The organism is Brevibacillus fortis (assembly GCF_046196545.1).
Lineage (GTDB): Bacteria > Bacillota > Bacilli > Brevibacillales > Brevibacillaceae > Brevibacillus > Brevibacillus fortis_A.
This window is the reverse complement of sequence record NZ_CP176370.1, coordinates 3873970-3894152: the sequence shown is the minus strand read 5'-3', so window position 1 is coordinate 3894152 and position 20183 is coordinate 3873970. Positions and strand designations below refer to the sequence as shown.

Annotated in this window: 23 protein-coding genes and 1 riboswitch; of the genes, 13 read left to right on the top strand and 10 right to left on the bottom strand. The window is 46.3% G+C overall.

Annotation, left to right across the window (positions count from 1 at the left end):
* Nucleotides 1–35: 35 nt before the first annotated feature.
* Entirely contained in the window at nt 36–596 is a 561-nt protein-coding gene (gene lepB / locus ACKKE8_RS19365) for a signal peptidase I (protein ID WP_409174482.1), read from the bottom strand.
* 387 nt (nt 597–983) lie between these two features.
* On the opposite strand from lepB, the gene ACKKE8_RS19360 reads away from it, so the two are divergent.
* From ACKKE8_RS19360 to ACKKE8_RS19345, 4 genes are all read left to right on the top strand, one after another.
* The gene (locus tag ACKKE8_RS19360) at nt 984–1409 is read left to right on the top strand and encodes a MarR family winged helix-turn-helix transcriptional regulator (RefSeq protein WP_015891940.1); all 426 of its coding nucleotides are present in this window, start codon (nt 984–986) and stop codon (nt 1407–1409) included.
* Between the two features lie 75 nt (nt 1410–1484).
* Nucleotides 1485–1982 carry a hypothetical protein gene (locus ACKKE8_RS19355; protein WP_409174481.1) on the top strand — a complete coding sequence of 166 codons (498 nt, stop codon included), beginning with the start codon at nt 1485–1487 and terminating at the stop codon, nt 1980–1982.
* A gap of 120 nt (nt 1983–2102) precedes the next feature.
* Nucleotides 2103–2285: a DUF4025 domain-containing protein gene (locus tag ACKKE8_RS19350; protein ID WP_409174480.1), complete on the top strand. Its 183-nt coding sequence runs from the start codon at nt 2103–2105 to the stop codon at nt 2283–2285.
* Between the two features lie 145 nt (nt 2286–2430).
* Nucleotides 2431–3546, top strand: coding sequence for an aminopeptidase (locus ACKKE8_RS19345; RefSeq protein ID WP_409174479.1), 1116 nt, complete (start codon nt 2431–2433; stop codon nt 3544–3546).
* A 17-nt stretch (nt 3547–3563) separates the two neighbouring features.
* On the opposite strand, the gene ACKKE8_RS19340 is transcribed toward ACKKE8_RS19345, so the two are convergent.
* The 3 genes from ACKKE8_RS19340 to ACKKE8_RS19330 form a co-directional block, all read right to left on the bottom strand.
* The gene (locus ACKKE8_RS19340; RefSeq protein ID WP_409174478.1) at nt 3564–3884 is read right to left on the bottom strand and encodes a hypothetical protein; all 321 of its coding nucleotides are present in this window, start codon (nt 3882–3884) and stop codon (nt 3564–3566) included.
* Between the two features lie 120 nt (nt 3885–4004).
* Entirely contained in the window at nt 4005–4532 is a 528-nt protein-coding gene (locus ACKKE8_RS19335) for an isoprenylcysteine carboxyl methyltransferase family protein (RefSeq protein WP_409174477.1), read from the bottom strand.
* Between the two features lie 2 nt (nt 4533–4534).
* Nucleotides 4535–5599 carry a type III polyketide synthase gene (locus ACKKE8_RS19330; RefSeq protein WP_409174476.1) on the bottom strand — a complete coding sequence of 355 codons (1065 nt, stop codon included), beginning with the start codon at nt 5597–5599 and terminating at the stop codon, nt 4535–4537.
* A gap of 286 nt (nt 5600–5885) precedes the next feature.
* Here ACKKE8_RS19330 and ACKKE8_RS19325 point away from each other — a divergent pair, with 286 nt between their 5' ends.
* The 3 genes from ACKKE8_RS19325 (at nt 5886) to ACKKE8_RS19315 (ending at nt 8361) form a co-directional block, all read left to right on the top strand.
* The gene (locus tag ACKKE8_RS19325; protein WP_409174475.1) at nt 5886–6572 is read left to right on the top strand and encodes a GGDEF domain-containing protein; all 687 of its coding nucleotides are present in this window, start codon (nt 5886–5888) and stop codon (nt 6570–6572) included.
* A 159-nt stretch (nt 6573–6731) separates the two neighbouring features.
* Complete coding sequence (locus tag ACKKE8_RS19320; RefSeq protein ID WP_409174474.1) at nt 6732–7349, top strand: DUF47 domain-containing protein; 618 nt, start codon at nt 6732–6734, stop codon at nt 7347–7349.
* Entirely contained in the window at nt 7342–8361 is a 1020-nt protein-coding gene (locus ACKKE8_RS19315) for an anion permease (protein ID WP_409174473.1), read from the top strand. Before ACKKE8_RS19320 ends, ACKKE8_RS19315 begins: the two co-directional genes overlap by 8 nt.
* 69 nt (nt 8362–8430) lie before the next feature.
* Here ACKKE8_RS19315 and ACKKE8_RS19310 read toward each other — a convergent pair whose 3' ends face one another.
* From ACKKE8_RS19310 to ligD, 3 genes are all read right to left on the bottom strand, one after another.
* Nucleotides 8431–8670 carry a hypothetical protein gene (locus ACKKE8_RS19310; protein WP_409174472.1) on the bottom strand — a complete coding sequence of 80 codons (240 nt, stop codon included), beginning with the start codon at nt 8668–8670 and terminating at the stop codon, nt 8431–8433.
* A gap of 125 nt (nt 8671–8795) precedes the next feature.
* A complete protein-coding gene (gene lgt / locus ACKKE8_RS19305; protein ID WP_409174471.1) occupies nt 8796–9593 on the bottom strand; it encodes a prolipoprotein diacylglyceryl transferase in 798 nt (265 codons plus the stop codon).
* A gap of 73 nt (nt 9594–9666) precedes the next feature.
* On the bottom strand, nt 9667–10569 hold the full coding sequence (gene ligD / locus ACKKE8_RS19300) for a non-homologous end-joining DNA ligase (protein ID WP_409174470.1): 903 nt from the start codon (nt 10567–10569) through the stop codon (nt 9667–9669).
* Between the two features lie 168 nt (nt 10570–10737).
* On the opposite strand from ligD, the gene ACKKE8_RS19295 reads away from it, so the two are divergent.
* From ACKKE8_RS19295 to ACKKE8_RS19280, 4 genes are read left to right on the top strand one after another with little or no spacing between them, the layout of a single operon-like run.
* The gene (locus ACKKE8_RS19295) at nt 10738–12318 is read left to right on the top strand and encodes a spore germination protein (protein WP_409174469.1); all 1581 of its coding nucleotides are present in this window, start codon (nt 10738–10740) and stop codon (nt 12316–12318) included.
* On the top strand, nt 12315–13481 hold the full coding sequence (locus tag ACKKE8_RS19290) for a Ger(x)C family spore germination protein (protein ID WP_409174468.1): 1167 nt from the start codon (nt 12315–12317) through the stop codon (nt 13479–13481). Before ACKKE8_RS19295 ends, ACKKE8_RS19290 begins: the two co-directional genes overlap by 4 nt.
* Nucleotides 13474–13710, top strand: coding sequence for a hypothetical protein (locus ACKKE8_RS19285; protein ID WP_409174467.1), 237 nt, complete (start codon nt 13474–13476; stop codon nt 13708–13710). The genes ACKKE8_RS19290 and ACKKE8_RS19285 overlap by 8 nt, the downstream gene beginning before the upstream one ends.
* Nucleotides 13711–13722: 12 nt before the next feature.
* Nucleotides 13723–15081 (top strand): endospore germination permease, encoded by a 1359-nt coding sequence (locus ACKKE8_RS19280; protein WP_409174466.1) that lies wholly within the window; start codon nt 13723–13725, stop codon nt 15079–15081.
* Between the two features lie 21 nt (nt 15082–15102).
* On the opposite strand, the gene ACKKE8_RS19275 is transcribed toward ACKKE8_RS19280, so the two are convergent.
* A complete protein-coding gene (locus tag ACKKE8_RS19275) occupies nt 15103–16044 on the bottom strand; it encodes a DNA ligase (RefSeq protein WP_409174465.1) in 942 nt (313 codons plus the stop codon).
* Nucleotides 16045–16441: 397 nt separating this feature from the next.
* Between ACKKE8_RS19275 and ACKKE8_RS19270 the strand changes: the two genes are divergently transcribed.
* Nucleotides 16442–16771: a DUF1904 family protein gene (locus ACKKE8_RS19270; RefSeq protein ID WP_142062073.1), complete on the top strand. Its 330-nt coding sequence runs from the start codon at nt 16442–16444 to the stop codon at nt 16769–16771.
* 48 nt (nt 16772–16819) lie between these two features.
* On the opposite strand, the gene ACKKE8_RS19265 is transcribed toward ACKKE8_RS19270, so the two are convergent.
* Both ACKKE8_RS19265 and thiC read right to left on the bottom strand, forming a co-directional pair.
* Nucleotides 16820–16990 carry a hypothetical protein gene (locus ACKKE8_RS19265; protein ID WP_409174464.1) on the bottom strand — a complete coding sequence of 57 codons (171 nt, stop codon included), beginning with the start codon at nt 16988–16990 and terminating at the stop codon, nt 16820–16822.
* Nucleotides 16991–17002: 12 nt separating this feature from the next.
* Nucleotides 17003–18760: a phosphomethylpyrimidine synthase ThiC gene (gene thiC, locus ACKKE8_RS19260; RefSeq protein WP_409174463.1), complete on the bottom strand. Its 1758-nt coding sequence runs from the start codon at nt 18758–18760 to the stop codon at nt 17003–17005.
* A gap of 150 nt (nt 18761–18910) precedes the next feature.
* A riboswitch (TPP riboswitch) is annotated at nt 18911–19023 on the bottom strand.
* A 248-nt stretch (nt 19024–19271) separates the two neighbouring features.
* On the opposite strand from thiC, the gene ACKKE8_RS19255 reads away from it, so the two are divergent.
* Entirely contained in the window at nt 19272–20153 is an 882-nt protein-coding gene (locus ACKKE8_RS19255) for a cation diffusion facilitator family transporter (protein WP_409174462.1), read from the top strand.
* Nucleotides 20154–20183: the final 30 nt, after the last annotated feature.

Here is a 20183-nt window from a genome sequence, read left to right as displayed (position 1 = left end):
CGATAAGGAGCGGCTTTTTGCTGCCTGGATAAATGTTAACGTGGGAGGCGAATCTGGGACAACGGCCAGTATACGACCTCTGCACGTCCTACTACATGATCCAGTTGAACAGGGCCAATGACGCGGCTGTCCATACTATTGTTGCGATTATCCCCCATGACAAACACACTGCCCTCAGGAATCTTCACAGGATCAAAATCCTCGGTTAACGTCACACCTGCCGAAGAAGTTTTTAGCTTGTTTTCGACCAAATACTCTTCGCTGAGCGGTTGGCCATTGACATACACTTGATCATTTTTGGCTTCAACGGTGTCACCAGCTACTGCGACCACGCGCTTGATCCAGTTGTCGCCAGTTGCATCTGGATGAACGATGACGATATCGCCAGGCTGCGGTTCTTTGAGGTAGTAAATCGCTTTGTTTACGATGACACGCTCGCGGTCATGCAACGTACTTTCCATGGAACGCCCTTGGACGACGTAGGGAGCCATGACAAATACGTAGATAAAGGCAGTCAATCCGCCAATCAAGACAAACGATTTTAACCAATCGAGCAATTCCACTTTCCATTTTGGTGTAGGGTTGGTTTGTTCCATCGAAATTCTCCTATGTATGTGGTTTCTGTGGCAAATATGCCTGAATCAAATGCCTCATGTGTGTAAGGCTGTCTTCCCATTATACATGCTTTACGAATAGATACGAAAGATGATTCAAGGAAATAATTGGATTCGTGGATGAAGCTGAAAAAGTCGTAACATTATTTTGCTAGCTTACCTATTGTCAGTTTTTCCTGTTTGAGTTAAGATGTTCTTGAAATAAGTTTTACAATAAAAATATTAAGTGGTAAACACTTTGTCTGGCTCATACATATCTTTCGTGAAAAGAAATAATTTCGGGAGTCCTCTTGATCTTCCGGTACTAAGGCTATATAGTTTTATAGTAAAAGTACTTATATTATTAATTTTCCGAAAATAGGTGATGTTGTGAGCAATATGTCCCGTGCCAGTAAACTTGAGGAACTGGATCGAGTATTTGTCGAGATTGCTCGTTTCTTCATTAACAATTGGCTAGAGGAAGAGTCAATCAGTCCGAAGCAGTTTATCTTGCTGCGTGTGCTACATCAAAAAGGACGAAGCACAGTTTCTGAGCTGGCGACTATTTTGAAGTTATCCAATAGTGCCACCACAATCGCACTCAATCGGTTGGTCAAGGCCGGTTTTATTGACCGGGTTCGAGATGAACAGGATCGACGTGTCGTGTGGGTCACTTTGTCACAACAAGCCGTTCCGACTCTGGAAGGACTTTTGTGCCACAGGAGAGCACTAGTAGGAAAGCTGCTGGAGAATCTGACTGACGACGAGTTAGAGCAGTTTACGTATTTTCTCAGGAAAATGCAGCAGTGCATATAGCATGCCTTCAAGTTCGGGTTTGGGGACATTCGTGTAAGACAAAAGTGTGTACCGCGGGAATGGGAGTGTACACATATGAAAAAGAAAAGCACACTGATCATGAGTTCTTGTATCTTAGGAGCAGCTCTCTTCACACAAGCTGCATTTGCAGAAGAGGCAGTAAAAGCTACTGAAACGACTACTGCAACAGAAGCAACTGCAACTGAAGAAAAACCAGCAACTACTGAAGAAAAGCCTGCGACTACTGAAGAAAAACCAGCAACTACAGAAGAAAAGCCGGCAACTGAAACCACAACAACTGCACCAACAACTAAACCTGAAGTAAAACCTGCGACTCCAGAAACAGTTACCCCAATTCAAGGTTTGGGTCAACAAGGTGGATGGGTCATTATGCCAGGTAAAGATGAGTATGTATGGGTAAGTGGTCAATATGTTCCAGTAATCTCTAACGTAGCTGGCTGGGCAATGATGCCAGGAGTAGATCAATTTGTTACAACTGGTGGCGTAACTCCTGTGAGTGCTCCAGCAGCTGGTTGGGCAATGATCGCTCCAGAATCCGATAACGAAAAATAAGCATAGCTGATGATAAAGACGCTTTGTCCCTCGATTGGGCAAGGCGTCTTTTTTTGGCTAAATCTGGAGATTCCCGTACAAACTATAGCGGATAGAAACCAAAAGGAAGGAGGAACGAAAATGGCAGGTTATGATAAGGATCAGGCTCGATCTAGGGCGAGAGAGTTGGGCGCAGAGGATGCAAGCGGAGCCGTCTACTATCAAGAGGCAGACGAACATACGGCTGGTCTGGCTACGACGCAGGAGCTGGTCAGTGACATGTACAAGATGGGAACCATTGAGGACAGAGAACAGACAATGTAAAAACACAGAAAAGAGCAAGGCCAGCCTGGATGCAAGGAGGCTGGTCGCTTTTTATTCCATTGATAAAAAATTTTTTATTGACTTAGTAGATTGTATCGGTAAAAATACAAGAGGAATCAGAAAATTTAAAAAGGGTGTGCCACGAATGAGAGACTCACGATTAGATCAATTAGCGTACAATCTGGTTAACTATTCTGTACGAGTACAGCCAGGGGAAAACATTTTGATCAACGCGAAAGGGGACACACCGGATTTGGTGAAAGCCCTCGTGCGTGAGATTTACAAAGCAGGCGGCAGTCCTTATGTTCAATTGATTGATCCCGCCGTAAGCCGAGAAATTGCAATGAATTGCAATGAAGAGCAGTTGAAGACCTTGGCTCAACATGAAGTTGAACTCATGGAGAAAATGCAAGGTTACATCGGGATTCGTGCAGCGAACAACATCAATGAGATGGCTGATGTTCCAAGTGACAAGCTCGGCATCTATTCTCGCCTGTATGAGCTGCCAGTGATGAATGTGCGCGTGCCTAAAACGAAGTGGGTTGTTCTTCGTTATCCGAATCCTTCCATGGCACAGCTTGCGAACATGTCTACAGCAGCTTTTGAAGATTTTTATTTCCAAGTATGTAATCTGGATTACGCGAAAATGGACAAAGCAATGGACAGTCTGGTTGACTTGATGAATCGTACAGACAAGGTACGTTTGGTAGGACCTGAAACGGATCTCACCTTCTCAATCAAGGGCATTCCTGCTGTGAAATGTGCTGGCCTTCGCAATATTCCAGATGGTGAAGTGTATACAGCACCTGTGAAGGATTCCGTAAATGGCGTTATCACTCATAATGCGCCAACACCATACCACGGCTTCACTTTCGAAAATGTTCGTCTGACCTTCAAGGACGGTAAAATTGTGGAAGCGACAGCGAACGATACCGAACGTTTGAATCAAATTTTGGATACGGACGAGGGAGCGCGCTTCGTTGGGGAATTCGCTATCGGTGTGAATCCTTACATTCGCAACCCGATGAAAGATATCTTGTTTGACGAAAAAATAGACGGAAGCTTCCACTTCACGCCTGGTCAATGCTATGACGAAGCATACAATGGCAACAAATCGTCTGTGCACTGGGACATGGTTTCCATCCAGCGTCCGGATTGGGGCGGAGGGGAAATCTGGTTTGATGACGTCCTGATTCGCAAAGATGGTCGTTTCGTCATTGCAGAGCTTGAATGTCTGAATCCAGAAAACTTGAAAGGGTAAGGCAAAGCCTACCCAAATCATTTGTCGTACTGACGGAGCCTTTCGTGGGCAAGCATAATATCCATTTCTAGCTGAAATAGCATGTGCAGATTGCTTGAAGGAAGAGTAACTCTGCGTGCCGCGTGGTAGAGAAGTGGCTTGCTTTGTTTGATGACCGTCATGATTTCCACAACCGGAGGAACGACTTGCTTGATTCTAAGCAGGCTTTGCAAATAGCGAAGAAAGGCTTGAATACTAGCCTGGTCATCCTTGTTCGGTACCGTTTCAATCAAAGCGAAGAAGTCTCGGACGATGATACGCTTCGTCTCCTGAGGCTCCACTATGGTTGTACGATTCACTTGATCCACCTCACGGGAAAGAGTAACAGCTTCTTTTCTTTACCCGCGAAATGACAGGTGATAAACCTTTTGCTCGATAAAAAGTCTTTGGCATGCGAGTGTGCCAAAGACTTTTCTTTTTTATGACTCACGATGACCATCGTAAACGCTTGCTTCTTCCAGGGGAATCCGTATGCGTAGGAGCAGCCAGGCATTCAAGAGAGAGAAGGTCAGGGCAGTTGCCACAGCGGAAAATGTCAGGGGGAGTAGGAGCAGCTCAAGCGATACGACCAAGTAGTTGGGGTGACGAATGAACCGATAAGGACCTCGCTTGATCAAAGCCTCGCCCGGGAGTATGAAGATGCGGGTATTCCACCGTTTGCCTAAGCTGCGAATACACCAGTAGCGAAGCCCTTGCGCGATCAAAAACAGGCTGAAGGGAACCGCCCACCAAGAGGGCAGAACCATGGTGCTGCCTTTTCCCACCACTTCGAAAATAAGCGAGAGAAAAAAGAGAAGATGAAGAAGGATGATGTATTTGTAATGACTCGCCCCAACCTCGTAGCCCCCTTTTGAGCGGATATAGCGGGCATTCCTCACGGCAACGAGAAGCTCGACTAGCCGCTGTAACACGACTGCACACATAACGAATCCAAAGAAGAGCACCATGACTATCTCGCCTCCAGAAGTAAGAGCTCGGAGCTAAATCCAGGTCCAAGCGCAGCGACCAAACCGCGGTCTCCTGGCTCCCACGCCCTCTCCATGCTTTTTTCCAAGACGAACAGAACCGTAGGGGAAGACATGTTTCCAAAATTGGCTAAGACATCTTCAGAAAAGCGAGTGGCTTCTGTGCCAATGCCCAGAGACCGCTGGTAAGCCGTTAATACCTTGGCTCCACCTGGATGGAAAATGAAATGACGCAGACGATCAATAGACATACCATGCGGTGACAAAAAGCTCTCGACGTTTTCTCGCATCGAAGAACGAATAAGAGTAGGGATGTCACGGGAGAAAACGACTTTTAACCCCGGATCGGTCAACTCCCATCCCATGACATTTACGGTGTCCGGCCATGTTGTCGTTCGCGCATCACAAAATTGGACCTTGGGTGCGTCAGAAGAGGACAAGACTTGGTCTCCTTCTATTAATACAGCGGCAGCTCCGTCTCCAAATAGGCACGTTGCGACCAAATTGCTTTTGGACAAATCTTGTCGGATGAAGGTCAAGCCGCACAGTTCTACGCTCACAAGCAATACTCGCCGCGAGGGATAAGCCTGGGTGTATTCACATGCACGCGACAATCCCATCGCTCCACCGGCACAGCCCAGGCCCCACAACGGGACACGGGTTGCTTGCGGACGGAGTCCTAAACGGTGGAGCAAGCGAGAATCAAGGCTTGGGGTCGCAATGCCAGTGCTTGATACAAACATCAGACAATCGATGGATGACGGATCGACACCAGCTTTTGTCAAACACTTTCGGGCTGCTTCCTCGGCCAAGGCTTCCGCATGCTCGATATACAATTGATTTTTCTCTGCAAACGGCCGGTCCTCCAAAAACCAATCCATTGGCATACTAAAATGTCGCTTCTGAATGTGACTGTGTGCAAATACGTGTAACAGACGGTCTATGTCGGGAAAAGCATCTTGAAAAAATAGGCGTGCCAGCTTCATGGAATCCTCTTGGGTAATCTCGTGGGAAGGTACTGCTGTAGCCACTGCTTCAATACGGGGCATACATTCATTCACTCCCGTCTGTCTTTATTAGCCATTAGCTTTTCCCTTCCAATTGGTTCCAATTCATGTTGCACCATGTGCGTAGACCAGAGGCTGGTTGTTAGCATTTTTCCAAGATGCGCTTGAATGAATAAGTGACAGTTTCGTGGTTTTACTTGAACTTACAAAAAAAGATAGGTAAAATATTCCTTATTATATGAAAAAAGACCTACTATAATTTCCGTTAGATAGGTCTATTGTCCGAATTGAAAGAGGGTTACATCGGATAGATCGGGGGTAGTGTACTTTGGGCTCACGCTGGATTAGCTTGGGTGTGTCCTGTGTGATCATCTCGGTTTGGCTGATCGGATATGGATTGCCGACGGATGAGAGTATGATTGTCTTTCTTTTACTGGTTGCTGTCATTCAGTCGCTTGCTGCCTATCAAATAGGGAAGTATGTAGATCAGTTGCGGCAGATGGCTTATCACGATTCACTTACAGGCGTTCTCGTCAATCGCAGATTTCTGGACAAGCTGGTCGAAGAAGTGGAGTTGGCAAAAAGCAATCATCAATCTGTTACTTTATTGTTTATTGATTTGGATAACTTCAAAATATTCAATGATTCATATGGTCATTTGGAAGGCGACCGACTCCTTTGCCAATTTGCAAGGCTTTTGCAAGCAAGTGTACGAAAACAAGATGCGGTTGGAAGATGGGGTGGGGAAGAATTCGTTGTTTTGTTAACACATACAGATACAATAAGAGGGTTGGCAATCGGAGAACGAATTCAAAATCAAGTGCGACAGGCTCTTTCAGGTGTCACGGTGAGTATCGGGGTAGCCTCGTATCCACACCATGCTTCAACAGCGGAAGAGCTAGCGAAAAAAGCAGATATGCTGATGTATGAAGCGAAAAAAAGGAAAGATTGCATGATGGTCGCTTCGATTGAAAAGATAAATATTGGCAAGACTAACACCCGTCATCTCTCTTGACACGGGTATTTTTTTTGATTGTAAAGAGCATTTACAAAAACTTAATAATTCCTTAAAGAAAAATATACACATTTGACCTTGATTTTAAATTTACGGAAACAATAACTTTCGATATAATCTGTTAGGTGTGATTTATTCAAAGGAGTGAAGAAGTCCCATATGTTGAAATCAAACAAGTATATCTTCTTTGATCTGTTCGAGCAGCAGATTGCCACTGTGCACAAAGGAACTCATCTTTTCTATGAAATGATAGGAAACTATCAAGATCTAGAAACAAAGGTTAAGGCAATCAAGGCTGTCGAGAAAGAAGGAGACGAAATCGTTCGTCGCATCATGAACGAGTTGAACTCTACTTTTATCACTCCGCTTGAGCGTGAAGACATTCACCAACTCGCTCATACGATGGACTCGATGATCGACTACATTGACGGTGTCGCTGATCGTATGTATCTCTACCAAGTGACTCAACCAGATCCACGTGTATTGGCACAAGCCAATATTTTGGTGAAATGCTCGTCTAAGCTGATCGAGCTGATTCGCACACTGCGCAAGCTGGATCATAAAGTCGTTACACAAATCGCTGGCGAAATCAAGGATTTGGAGCATGAATCTGACTCCAACTACCGCAAAATGGTATCTGATTTGTTGAATTCTCCTGATACCAACCCAATGGAAGCGATCAAACTCAAAGAGATTTACGATAAGCTCGAAGACTGTGCTGACTTCGCTGAGGACGTCTCCAACCTGGTAGAAGGGATCGTGTTAAAGAATGCCTGATCTTTCGCCAGAGGTGATTATTCTCGTACTCGTCGTCATCATGGCGCTAGCTTTTGACTTCATCAATGGTTTTCACGATACGGCGAACGCGATTGCCACTTCTGTTTCAACGCGAGCATTAAGTCCGAAAACCGCGATTATTATTGCATCCTTGTGTAACCTGATTGGTGCACTCTCGTATACGGGGGTAGCGAAGACAATCGGGGGAGGCATCACCGATCCATTCAAATTGGAAAATGGATTGATTGTCGTTTTGGCTGCGTTGACATCTGCGATTTTGTGGAACCTAATCACCTGGTGGTTCGGAATTCCCAGCTCGTCCTCGCACGCGATTATCGGCGGCGTTGCAGGTGCTGCTTTTGGTGCCGCAGGAAGTGGTGCCATTAACTGGTCGGGCTTCATTAGCATTATCCAAGCGTTGATCGTATCCCCGCTTGTTGCGTTTGCTGTTGGTTTTGTCGTGATCAAGCTTGTGTCTTGGTTTGTTCGTAACTCAGCGTACCACAAAACCAATCGAAATTTCCGTTCGATGCAAGTCGTGTCAGCAGCTTGGCAGGCTTTCAGCCATGGAGCCAACGATGCGCAAAAAACAATGGGCGTAATCACCCTTGCTCTGATTTCTGGCGGATTCTTGATTCAAGAACCGGGCGAATTCGTCATTCCGCTGTGGGTAAAACTATCAGCTGCTCTTGCAATGGCTTTAGGTACAGCCTTTGGTGGATGGCGTATCATCAAGACCTTGGGTGGTAAGATTATGAAAATCAAGCCAATTTCCGGTTTCTCAGCAGACCTGTCTTCTGCCTTGATTATCACAATCTTCACAGCTTTGAAACTGCCGGTGAGCACAACGCATGTGATCACATCCGCCATCTTGGGGGTTGGGGCATCGCAAAAGCTGAACGCAGTAAAATGGGGCTTGGCTGGCCGAATTTTGGTCACTTGGGTCATTACCCTTCCGATTACCGGACTTTTGGCTGCAGCATGCTACGTCGTGTATGACGTATTCCTGTAGAGCTACATCTTTATACAACAGACAACAGACACCTTTCCGTGTAGAGTACGCGGGAAGGTGTCTTTTTCATTAACTTGATCCAGTTAAACGCTCCCATAAACCGGGCTTGGGTTTAATTTGCACGAGGCGTACGGCAGAGAATGGGATATAGTCCAGCGAGCCATCCCGTTCTTCAATTAAAATCCCATTTGGGCTGTAATCGTACAATTTGCCTTCTGCATATGCAGCTAATCCTTGACCGATCATATCAGGAGCAAAATGAATACGTACATAGCGATCGAGATACTCTTCCAATATTCCATCATCCATCTTTTTCCCCTCCTTTTTTCATTCTTTCTCCTAGTTATTGCCTGCATTGCGACAATTCAGACAAGGTAAAGAAAAAACCACCCAGGCGGACTGACCTGAGTGGTAATGGATAGAGCATGTTGACGCTATTCGATCGAGTTTTGGGAATGTCCTGTCTTCTTGCTTTTGCGGGCAAATACGAGCAACAAGATGACACCGGCAGCAATTAAGCACAGACTGACTAATTGAGCGACACGCAGGGTATCCGCTATTAACAAACTGTCTGTACGCATGCCCTCAATGAAGAAGCGTCCAATCGAATACAGGATCATGTAGCTGAACAAGACCTGTCCATCGAATTTTTTGAAACGGTACAGCATGAGCATGAGAATGGCGAAAACGATAAGGTTCCATATCGATTCATACAAGAATGTAGGATGGTAATATTGTCCGCCGATAAACATTTGCTCGCGGATGAATGCGGGGAACTTTTCCATGAATTCGGCCGAAACAACATCACCATGTGCTTCCTGGTTGATAAAGTTACCCCAACGTCCAATGGCTTGACCCAAAATAACACTTGGCATAAAAATGTCAGCCAAACGAAGGAACGGCAGATTATGTTTTCGAATATACCAGCTTCCTGCCAGAACACCACCGATTAATCCACCGTGAATAGCCAAGCCGCCTTGCCAAACTGCGAAAATGTCCAGTGGATTGTCTTTGTACTGCTCCCATTCAAACGTAACATAATACAATCTTGCACAAACGATGGCTGCTGGAATGATCAGAACCACCATGTTCAAGACGTGATCAGGATCAATGCCAGAACGTTTGGAATTGTAGCGAGCGAGATAAGTACCCAAGAAAAACGCCAGCCCCATAATAATGCCATACCAGTGAATCTTTAAAGGGCCGATTGCAATTGCGATCGGATCAATCATGAATGTGCCTCCTTGCCTCAAAACATCTGTGCCAAGTATAGCACAAATAGGCTGATGGATTCCAACTAATGGCTTACTGGGACTGCAAAAAGCCGAGGATGGCATCAAGGGAGGCTCGTTTCGTCGGAGCAGATACGGATGAGAATAAATCGCCGAACGCTTCCAGCCTTTTGGGCACGGTATAAACGGTGAAGTCTGTAGGATGACACTGGGGAACTTCCTCCCACAAGAGTGGCGTTGATACGGTTGCCTGTTCTTTTGCGCGGGTTGAATAAGGGGCTGGCAATGTTTTCCCCCGCCAGTGTTGCAAATAGTCAATGTACAGCTTATCTCCCCGATTTTTCACCAAGCGCTCGATGGTTAAAAGTGAGGGATGCTTGCTGACTAAATAGGATGCAATGAAATGTCCGACCTGGCGTGTCTGTTCAAACGTATAGCGGAGTTCAATCGGAACGTATACTTGCAAGCCACTGGAACCAGATGTTTTGACCCATGAAGGCAGCTGTAATTCATCGAGCTGCTGTTTCAATAAGAGGGCAGACTCTATCACAACAGCAAAATCATCTGTGGAAGGGTCGAGGTCAAATACGAGCTCTGTCGGAATCTCATCCTTGGCGAGGTGAAAGGAGACGTGCCACTCTAATGCTGCTTGATTCGCCATCCACACGAGTGTCGCCCGGTCATTGCAAAGTACGTAACGAACATTTTCCCACGTATGCGTTTGTATCCAGTCAGGCGCATAGTCAGGGGCGTTTTTTTGATAGAAGTGCTTGTCGCCAATTCCGTGAGGGTAGCGAATGACGGTTAAGAGCCGATCCTTGCTATACCGGAGGAGAGGGGCTGCGACAATCAGTAAATAGCGCAAGTAATCTAGCTTGGTTACCTTGGCCTGTGGCCATAGAGGTTTGTCCGGATTGGTAATGGACAATGTGTGATTATCGATCTTCAGCTCGTACTCTTTTGTTGCAGGACGCAATGACGTTTTCACCTTCTTTTGAAACGGTATAGGTGTTCCTACTATCTCCCATCCGCGATTCTCTATGTAATGGGAATACTTCTTTGCATATATTTCCTGCCAATCAACCATAATACGGGTAGCTTTCCAGTGGTTGGTGATGATATGAAATTCAAGAAGAAAGATAAAATGAAAGAACTGATTGAGACAATGAATGCCTGCAGCTTGATTGAGCTGGAGGGTATACCGATTTCGCCTCAATTGGGAGAGAACATTGATTTGTTGAAAAAAATGTTCTCTGATTGCTCCGATTTTGTCATACGAGAATTCCGTCTAAAAAACAGTGTCCATGCCATTGCTGTCTTCGTAGATGGGCTAATTGATACCAAAGAGGTCAATTCTGCACTGAAATCGTTAATGGTGCTGGAAGACGGCGATGAAGATATAAAAGTGATAGAAGAGGCACTTTTGCCCGTTTCCCAGATGGGAAGAGTAGACGATTATAAAAAGCTGCTACAGGCTGTGCTTTCCGGTGATACGGGCATTCTCGTAGAGGGAAATACAGAAGCGCTGACACTCGGCATTCGTGGAGCAGAAAAACGCTCCGTCAACGAACCAGAAGGAGAGGCGGTCGTACGGGGGCCACGTGAGGGCTTTATCGAAAATATTCGCACGAACACGTCGATGCTGCGGCGCAAATTGCGAACACCTCGATTGAAAATGAAGTCCTTGGTAGTTGGACGTGAGACGAACACCAATCTGGTGGTTGCCTTTCTTGATGGGATTGCTGATCCAGAGATCGTACAGGAGGTCACTGGTCGAATCAGCAAGATCAATATGGATGCTGTGCTGGAAAGTGGATATATCGAAGAGATGATTCAGGATAACACACACTCGCCTTTCCCTCAGCTCATGTATTCCGAGCGTCCAGACACGGTTGCAGCTGCATTACTTGAGGGGCGTGTCGCGATATTTGTGGACGGGACACCGATGGTTTTGATAGCACCTGTTACGTTTTGGATGATGATGCAGGCCAGCGAGGATTATTATGAGCGATTTCAAATGGCTACCTTTGTCCGACTGCTGCGTTATGTGTTCCTCATCGTTTCGCTCATTACCCCTGCCTTGTATGTGGCTATTACGACTTATCACCAACAGATGCTGCCAACCACGCTCCTTTTAAGTATTGCGGCTGCTCGTGAGTCCATTCCTTTTCCTGCTATTGTGGAGGCTTTAATCATGGAAATTTCCTTTGAAGCCTTGCGGGAAGCGGGGATTCGTCTCCCGAAAACCGTTGGACAAGCCGTCAGTATTTTAGGCGCGCTGGTCGTCGGTCAGGCAGCCGTACAAGCAGGGATTGTCTCTGCACCCATGGTTATAGTCGTATCGCTTACTGGGATTGCCTCGTTTACCATCCCGCATTTTAATGCATCGATTTCACTGCGAATGCTGCGTTTTCCAATCATGATTGCGGCTTCGATCCTCGGCATTTATGGGGTGCTGGTATCGTTATTGCTAATCCTCGGTCATATGGCCAACTTGCGCTCATTCGGTGTCCCTTATTTATCACCACTAGCACCGATGTCGATCGGCGATCTCAAAGACGTACTGATTAGAGCTCCATGGTCGATGATGGAAAAACGCCCCAGCTTTTTGGGAGTTCAAAACGCAAGGCGTATGAACGATGGTTATGCAAATTCTATCCAGCAAAGAGGAGGGCAATCAGGGGTGACAGGCAACAGTGATCCGAATGAGGTGGGGAAATCGTGAATGCTGTGACCCGCATGTTGGTAGTGTCGCTCTGTATGTTCCTAGTATCGGGATGTTGGGATCGCCGTGAAGTAAACGATATGGCCATCGTCATTGCGATGGCGATGGATAAGGAACCAGACGGCAGGTATCGGTTATCCATCCAGGTTCCACTGGTCAGCAGCCTTGGTGCACAGTCTGGAGGTGGTGGTGGGACGAGTGGTGACAAGAGTTATTACGTTGATTCCGCAGTCGGTAGGACAATTCGGGAAGCGAATGGATTGATCCAAGCAAGAATGTCTCGAGAAATTTACTACTCCCATCACCGGATGATCGTCATAGGCGAGGAACTGGCGAAGGAAGGAATGTCAGATGTGCTGGATATCGTGGCGCGCTTTCCGGAAAACAGACTGACAGCTTACATTGTCATGACAAGAGGCAAAGGAATTGAATTATTAACCGCACAGCCGCAATTTGAACGTTTTTCAGGAGAAGCGATGCGTGAGTTGGTCAAGATGGGGGGCATTACGGTAACGTTGAAGGATGTGGCCCAGATGCTCAGTACTCCAGGGGTTGATGCCATCTTACCTGTTTTGGCAGCAGTGGATTCCCATCCGAAAGGGAAGTCAAAAGAAATAGAGGCGACGGGGGTAGGCTTATTTCGAAACGACAAACTCGTAACCATCGTGAAGCCCAAAGAACTGCTCGGCTTGCGATTGTTCCAACGCGATTTTACACCGTTTTCTGCTGTGTTGTCCCTTAACAAGCACGAACGGCTTACGATAACTCTTTCGAAAGGAAGGGCGAATATCAAGCCCGTGATCAGGAAAGGACACATCCATTTCAAAATTGACCTCTACGCTTCTGCCGTTGTGGTGGAGAATCTGTCAAACCTCGATCTCGAGAAAGAGAAAAATATTAGAATGCTTCAAGCAAAGCTCGTCGAGCAAATCAATAGCGGTGTGAACCATATGTTGCAAACGATCCAACAAAAACAATCAGACTTCATTGGGTTAGGAATTGCATTGTCAAGGAATCATCCGCGAGAGTGGCAAGCCCGATATCGGAACAGGTGGAATGAGGAACTTCCGAAAATCACATATGAAATCCGAACCAAAGTGAACATGGCCAATTTCGGGCAGACAACGAAAAATATAACCCAAGGTGAAGATGATCATGAATAGAATATTTTTGGTCTTTTTTGTCTTCATGCTGGTACTTTCCTTTGGAGAATTCATCCTGAAGCGAAAAGGCATGGATGGAAGACAGCAGCGAGTCATTGTTATTTTCTACACCCTAACCATTGTTTTTCTGATTGCTTTGCAATTCCAGTATTATCAAGTCCTGCCCACGAGTAACATCATGAACATCTTTTCTCCCCATGTGAAGCGGTGGGTGGATCAGTCCGTATAAGGAGGCCCAAGTATGATTCACAAGCAAGTTGTCAATCACCGACAAATTGCCTGGCTGGTCGGCAGTGTCTTGATGACAGGAATGATGATCAGTTTCTTGCGGTCTGTCGTTCAGGTAGCAAGGATGGATGCTTGGTTCTCTCAAATTTTCCCCATCTTTTATGCGCTTTTTATCGCCTACGTTTTGAGTGGGCTGGTTGAAGCATACCCTGGAAAAAATATCTTTGAAATCTTGTTTATCATTGGCGGGAAGTGGATTGGTGGGGCTATCAATCTACTCATTTTGTTTTACATTTGGATCATCCTGGCGATCGATATTAAAGGAGCAGCTGATTTTTTACATATCTCGTTATTACCAACCACACCATTAGAGGTCATCTTACTCGTCTTCGTCCTGCTAATGATGTACTATGGCAAAACGAGTCTTGAGGTGGCAGCACGGGTAAATGAGTTTTATTTTCCCCTTTATTTCATCATGTGCATTTCGCTCTATTTCCTGCTGATTAATGAATACAACGTAGAGCGATTGGAACCAATTTTGACCAGTAGCCTGGATCGGATCGTGGTCAGCAACTTTTTACCAGTGGGTGTATATGGTGATATATTTCTCATTGGGGCATTCTTACATGCCATTGTAGAGCCGCGACTATTTTATGCTGCGATGAAACATGGGGTCATCATTGTTGGTTTTGGGACGACGATTATGTTGCTTGTCTTGCTTGGGGTGATGGGCTTCATTATCGCCGGTCGACTGAATTTCCCCATCTATATTCTCGTCCAGCAAATCCACGTGACAGATTTTCTGGACAGGGTCGAAATGATCCTCTTTAGCGTGTGGTTCCCCGCTTTCACAATCAAGGTCATTGTCGCTTACTTGGCATTTTTAGTGGGGGTGGGATCATTTGGAGGGCAGCGGCATTACAATACATTCAATGCTCCGTGTGGATGGTTTATCGTTGTATCATCCATATTTGCGTTTCCAAATGTAGCGCATATCGATCAATTTATTAGTTATAGCTTGCCGTTGATCGTGCTCGTTTTTCAATTGCCGTTGGCGATCTTTTTGCTCATTCACGTAAGGCGAAAGAATAAAGGAAGAGAGCAAAGCCTCATTCCCGAAGGAACGAAGCTTTATCGATTTTACCGGTCGATGGTGTGGATCACGACACTCTGTTTGAGTGGATGTGTACTAGTGATTTTGATTGGGGACTTTTTTAAGGATAAATCAGCGGTAGGAGGAGTTACGACAGCTGTTGTGTACATTGCCCTCTTACTGATAGCACTGTTGACGAGCTACGGGGAAATGCAAGCTCTTAATCATGGCAAGCAAAAGCTGGGGAGGACAAAACAGGCTGGATCGTTTCGACAATGAGGTCGAAAGCCAAGTGGTTCCTTACTCTAAAACACACTGGTGGGAAGGGACATCCACAAAGCCTTGTATGCTTGGCTGTCGCAAGGAATGCCCTTCCTTCCACTCTGCAAATTTGATTTTGACGGTAATCTCAGGCTGTATCCATAAGGTATTGGCTGCCCGTGGTGGCTTGTTTACAAAAGCCATCTTCTGTTGGACGAGAGGCTGTATTCGCTCCGTTAAAGCGCGCCAGTCCGTTTGCGTCAATTTTCCAGTACCTGCATGGCCGATGTACCAAAAAGAGCCTTGTTGATCGAAGAGGCCCAGAAGCAACGAATTGACAATATGATCCCGAAGCGTAACGCCGCCTACGACAGCGATGAGATCCCGATAATACTTTTTCTTTCTCCAGCGTTGATCTTTCCCGTTGATCAAGTAGCTGCTTGACGCATCCTTCATAATAATTCCTTCCATACCTTGAGCTTCAATGACACGGTAAAGAGCGTCTCCATCAGCAAAATTTTCAACTAGCTGCACATGAGGAGTAGGCGTGATGATTTTGCCCAGTATTTGTTGTCGCTCTGATAGTGGGTAGGAAGTTACCCATTCATGATTCCAGTACAGGACATCGAAGACCATGTATGTGACAGGGACAAGCTTTTGTATCTGGGAAACTTTTTCTAAACGGCGCAGCCCGTCTCTTCTCATGACCTCGTAAAAGGAAGGCTTTCCGTCCGGGCCAAGAGCGATTATTTCGCCATCCAAAATCACAGAATCGGCACGGCAATACGAGCGAAGATCGGTCACTTCTGGATAATGGAAAGTCCGTTCATTTAATTTTCGGTTGAACAGTTTGACTTCGTGTCCATCGTAGTAGGTAAGAATGCGAACGCCATCCCATTTCACTTGGCCTATCCATTGTGGTCCTACAGGTATAGATTCCGTGCTGGTAGGCTCAAAAGGAAAAAGCGGAGTTAGTTCCATAGCTGCCACCTTTATGTTTAGTTGGGATTTGCCCAGTTTTCTAATACAGTTTCACGGATGGGCGTGATCTATACGAGTGGTACTGGTGGATGAATTCCTGTGAGAATTTTAAGAAACTTTTTTATTGATTAAGTATTGAATTCGAGCTATACTACTTGTATAAAGTAACTGATGGGTTACCGGATTGGGCTGTATCTGGTTGAACTGCTTCCTCCTTCCGTGGTACGTCCACCACACCTCATGGGAAGGAAGCTGTTCTCTGATATGGCCCTCTTTGTGTCTCGATCCGGTTGGGAATGTTTGTTGTTCACTTTCTTTAATCCTTTTTTCATTGATATACAATTAGAGACTTGTTTATAATGGCTGTGCGAACTTATTTACGAAAGAAGGAATTGACTTGCCGTTTCTTCGGTTTAAAGGCTTTGCGAAGCAAGACATAGAGCCCATTTCTCAGATTCTTATAGAAGAGTTTTCCAAAATTGCTGAGGTAGCTCAGGAAAAGGTGAAATTGGAGCTGCTTCAGGTGGAGCAATTGACGAACAGTCCTTTGTCTGTAGAGATCATGATGTTTCCCCGTGAACAAAAGCAACATGACGCGATTGCTAGTGCCATACACGGTATTTTGAAGAAGCAAGGCTTTCTGCATGTGCATATATTCTTCGTTCTGCTATCGCCCACTCTCTATTATAAAGAAGGACTTCCGTTGCAAGTCGGAATGACGAAATAAGCAAGAAAAAAGGTCGAGATCCTCCAAAGGGATTTCGACCTTTTTCTATTAATAATAGAGGCTTTCGGTTTGCAGGCATTTGGAGCATGTTCGCGTAAGTGGAGTCTCGATATAGAAGTGGCTGCAGTCCTGTTGAATCATCCGCAATTGCTGCTTAGATTGCTCTAGCTCCGCTTCTAATCGACTGATCTCTTCGCGTAAACGACTGGCTTCCTCCATATGCATCCCCCTTCATTCGGACTGGTACAATCGGCTTCCCTGTTCGCGGAACTCACGCGATTTTTCCTGCATCCCTGCAAGGATGGCGGGATCTTGGGCAGACCCTTGTTCATTAGCGATGTGACGGATGTCGTGCGATATTTTCATGCTGCAAAATTTTGGCCCGCACATGGAACAAAAATGGGCGGATTTGGCGGCTTCTGCTGGCAACGTTTCGTCGTGATATTCGCGGGCGCGCTCTGGGTCCAGAGACAAATTGAATTGATCGTTCCAACGAAAATCAAAACGAGCTTTGGATAAGGCGTCGTCTCGCTGTTTTGCCCGCGGATGTCCTTTTGCGAGATCAGCGGCATGCGCTGCGATTTTGTATGCGATTAAACCGTTGCGGACATCCTCTTTATTGGGTAGGCCGAGGTGCTCCTTAGGCGTTACGTAGCAGAGCATCGCTGTTCCGAACCATCCAATCATGGCGGCTCCAATCGCTGAAGTAATGTGATCATAGCCGGGAGCGATGTCTGTCGTGAGTGGCCCAAGTGTGTAAAAAGGAGCCTCATGGCAAATGGATAACTGTTTATCCATATTTTCGCGAATGAGATGCATCGGGACGTGACCAGGGCCTTCAATCATGACTTGTACGTCGTGTTCCCACGCAATTTTTGTGAGTTCTCCCAATGTTTCAAGCTCCGCGAACTGCGCTTCGTCATTCGCATCCGCGATGGAGCCAGGACGTAGTCCATCTCCGAGGGATACACAAATGTCATAGGCCTTCAGAATTTCGCAAATTTCAGCGAAATGCGTATACAAAAAGTTTTCCTCATGATGGGCCAGGCACCATGCGGCCAAAATCGATCCGCCGCGAGAGACGATACCAGTAACACGGTTAGCTGTCATAGGAATGTAGCGCAATAGAACGCCAGCATGAATCGTGAAGTAATCGACGCCTTGTTCTGCTTGCTCAATCAAGGTGTCTCGGTAAACCTCCCATGTCAAATCCTCGGCTTTCCCATTTACTTTTTCAAGTGCTTGATAAATCGGGACAGTACCGACTGGAACAGGGCTGTTGCGGATAATCCACTCCCTCGTGGTGTGTATGTGTTTTCCCGTCGAGAGGTCCATAATGGTGTCGGCACCCCAACGGACCGACCAAATCATTTTTTCGACTTCTTCCTCCATCGAAGAGCTGACAGCTGACGTTCCGATGTTGGCATTGATTTTGACATGAAAGTTGCGGCCGATGATCATCGGCTCGCTTTCAGGATGATTGATGTTAGAAGGGAGGATCGCACGTCCTGCGGCGATTTCTGCCCGTACAAATTCAGGGGAGACACCCTCGCGAATGGCAACGTATTCCATTTCCGGTGTGATGATATTTTTTCGGGCATAATGAAGCTGGGTAACATTTTTCCCTGGCTTTGCCCGTTTTGGTTTGTAGCCCTCGCGAGGGAAAGTGGGGAGGGTGGCAGCCTTTTCTTTGTTTCGGAAGCCGTCGTCAACTAGTTGTGGTTCGCGACCGACATACATTTCCGCATCATTTCGCTCATCGATCCACTTGTGGCGGATGGAGGGCAGTCCTGCTTGAATGTCAGGAACGTAACCCGTTGCGGTATACTCGCCACTCGTATCGTACACGCGAAGAGGAGGGTTGGGTGTGGAGCCAGACAATCCTTCGGTAGGGTGAAGGGAAATTTCGCGCATCGGGACACGTATGTCCGCACGACTACCTGTTTCGTATACTTTGCGACTGCCTGGAAAAGATGACACCAATGACATAAGAAAAACCTCCTTGTTTTGGTTGCACGAAAGCGAGAACCGTCTAGGGAGGCGAAAGAAACATCCCGCGAAAAAGCGCCGCATAAACAACATGCGACGCCAACGCGAGAGTAGAGAAGAAACGGGTATCCTAAAGATACACCGCATCTTTTCGTGTCGTATATGACATTCCTCCGCTGGCATTACCCAGTTCAGGTTCAACGGTCGATGGCACAGTACCATCCTCTCAGCCTGGTGATTTCCAAGCTCCCGTGCTTTTTTTATTTTGGATTGCAAGAATAGGATAACGGGAAGTCCATTTAATTTCAAGGGAAATTTTCCAGTGAAAAAATTGCGGGTGTGCAACACATTTTCCTCCCCCCTATTCTCGTGAATCGGACTAAAACTGTTTCTGTAGACCCACATGAATCCTATCTGTTACGATGAAGGTCGAAAAAAAGCAACTGCTTCCAGCGCTTTGATTTTCCTCGTTGTCGAAGCAGGATGGAGAAGTATTTTGAGGTGATGAGGTATGGATGTTTATTCGAATCTAAAACAAGGAGAACGTGGAGCGTGGGTGAGTATTTTCGCCTACATATTCTGCTCTGTATTAAAAATAGGAGTTGCGTATGTCACTGCGTCGGAAGCTTTAATGGCCGACGGTCTTAACAACTCAACGGATGTTGTCGCATCGATTGCTGTTTTAATCGGGCTGCGTATTGCGAGGAAACCACCTGATAAAGATCACCCGTATGGTCATTTTCGGGCGGAGACGATTTCAGCACTTGTCGCATCATTTATTATGCTATTTGTCGGAGTTCAAGTCGTTACGAATGCCGTACCATCCTTATTGGACCCACATCATGCGGCTCCTGACCTGTTGGCAGGGTGGACAGCACTTGCGACTGCAGTCATTATGCTTTTCGTCTATCGCTACAATAAAAAGCTCGCCATCAAAACAAACAGCCAAGCACTAGAAGCAGCGGCCGCTGACAACCGTTCAGACGCATTCGTCAGTATCGGGACGTTTATCGGGGTAGCTGGCGCACAATTTCAATTGCACTGGCTTGATCCTTTAGCTGCTTTTGTTGTTGGTCTGATTATCTTGAAGACGGCTTGGGACATTTTCAGGGAAGCAACCCACCGTTTGACAGATGGCTTTGACGAGAGCGAGCTTGCGGACCTGCGGGCTACCATTTCCTCGATTTCGGGAGTGAAGGATATCAGTGACATCAAAGCCCGTTACCATGGCAGCAGCGTGCTTGTTGATGTTGTGATCCATGTCGATCCCGGTCTGAATGTAGTGGAGAGCCACACCATCACCGAGAAAATTGAAGAACAGATGCGCAAGATTCATCGCATTAACGCCGTTCATATCCATATTGAACCATGCAGGAAGATGGCGCCAAACTAGATGTCTAGATGTGAATACGAAAAAACCTGT

Excerpts from the sequence above, each read along its gene's own strand:
- lepB (WP_409174482.1), bottom strand. The coding sequence starts at position 596 with ATGGAACAAACCAACCCTACACCAAAATGGAAAGTGGAATTGCTCGAT.
- ACKKE8_RS19355 (WP_409174481.1), top strand. The coding sequence starts at position 1,485 with ATGAAAAAGAAAAGCACACTGATCATGAGTTCTTGTATCTTAGGAGCA.
- ACKKE8_RS19350 (WP_409174480.1), top strand. The coding sequence starts at position 2,103 with ATGGCAGGTTATGATAAGGATCAGGCTCGATCTAGGGCGAGAGAGTTG.
- ACKKE8_RS19345 (WP_409174479.1), top strand. The coding sequence starts at position 2,431 with ATGAGAGACTCACGATTAGATCAATTAGCGTACAATCTGGTTAACTAT.
- ACKKE8_RS19335 (WP_409174477.1), bottom strand. The coding sequence starts at position 4,532 with ATGGTGCTCTTCTTTGGATTCGTTATGTGTGCAGTCGTGTTACAGCGG.
- ACKKE8_RS19330 (WP_409174476.1), bottom strand. The coding sequence starts at position 5,599 with ATGCCCCGTATTGAAGCAGTGGCTACAGCAGTACCTTCCCACGAGATT.
- ACKKE8_RS19320 (WP_409174474.1), top strand. The coding sequence starts at position 6,732 with ATGTTGAAATCAAACAAGTATATCTTCTTTGATCTGTTCGAGCAGCAG.
- ACKKE8_RS19315 (WP_409174473.1), top strand. The coding sequence starts at position 7,342 with ATGCCTGATCTTTCGCCAGAGGTGATTATTCTCGTACTCGTCGTCATC.
- ACKKE8_RS19310 (WP_409174472.1), bottom strand. The coding sequence starts at position 8,670 with ATGGATGATGGAATATTGGAAGAGTATCTCGATCGCTATGTACGTATT.
- lgt (WP_409174471.1), bottom strand. The coding sequence starts at position 9,593 with ATGATTGATCCGATCGCAATTGCAATCGGCCCTTTAAAGATTCACTGG.
- ACKKE8_RS19295 (WP_409174469.1), top strand. The coding sequence starts at position 10,738 with ATGAAAGAACTGATTGAGACAATGAATGCCTGCAGCTTGATTGAGCTG.
- ACKKE8_RS19285 (WP_409174467.1), top strand. The coding sequence starts at position 13,474 with ATGAATAGAATATTTTTGGTCTTTTTTGTCTTCATGCTGGTACTTTCC.
- ACKKE8_RS19280 (WP_409174466.1), top strand. The coding sequence starts at position 13,723 with ATGATTCACAAGCAAGTTGTCAATCACCGACAAATTGCCTGGCTGGTC.
- ACKKE8_RS19275 (WP_409174465.1), bottom strand. The coding sequence starts at position 16,044 with ATGGAACTAACTCCGCTTTTTCCTTTTGAGCCTACCAGCACGGAATCT.
- ACKKE8_RS19265 (WP_409174464.1), bottom strand. The coding sequence starts at position 16,990 with ATGGAGGAAGCCAGTCGTTTACGCGAAGAGATCAGTCGATTAGAAGCG.
- thiC (WP_409174463.1), bottom strand. The coding sequence starts at position 18,760 with ATGTCATTGGTGTCATCTTTTCCAGGCAGTCGCAAAGTATACGAAACA.
- ACKKE8_RS19255 (WP_409174462.1), top strand. The coding sequence starts at position 19,272 with ATGGATGTTTATTCGAATCTAAAACAAGGAGAACGTGGAGCGTGGGTG.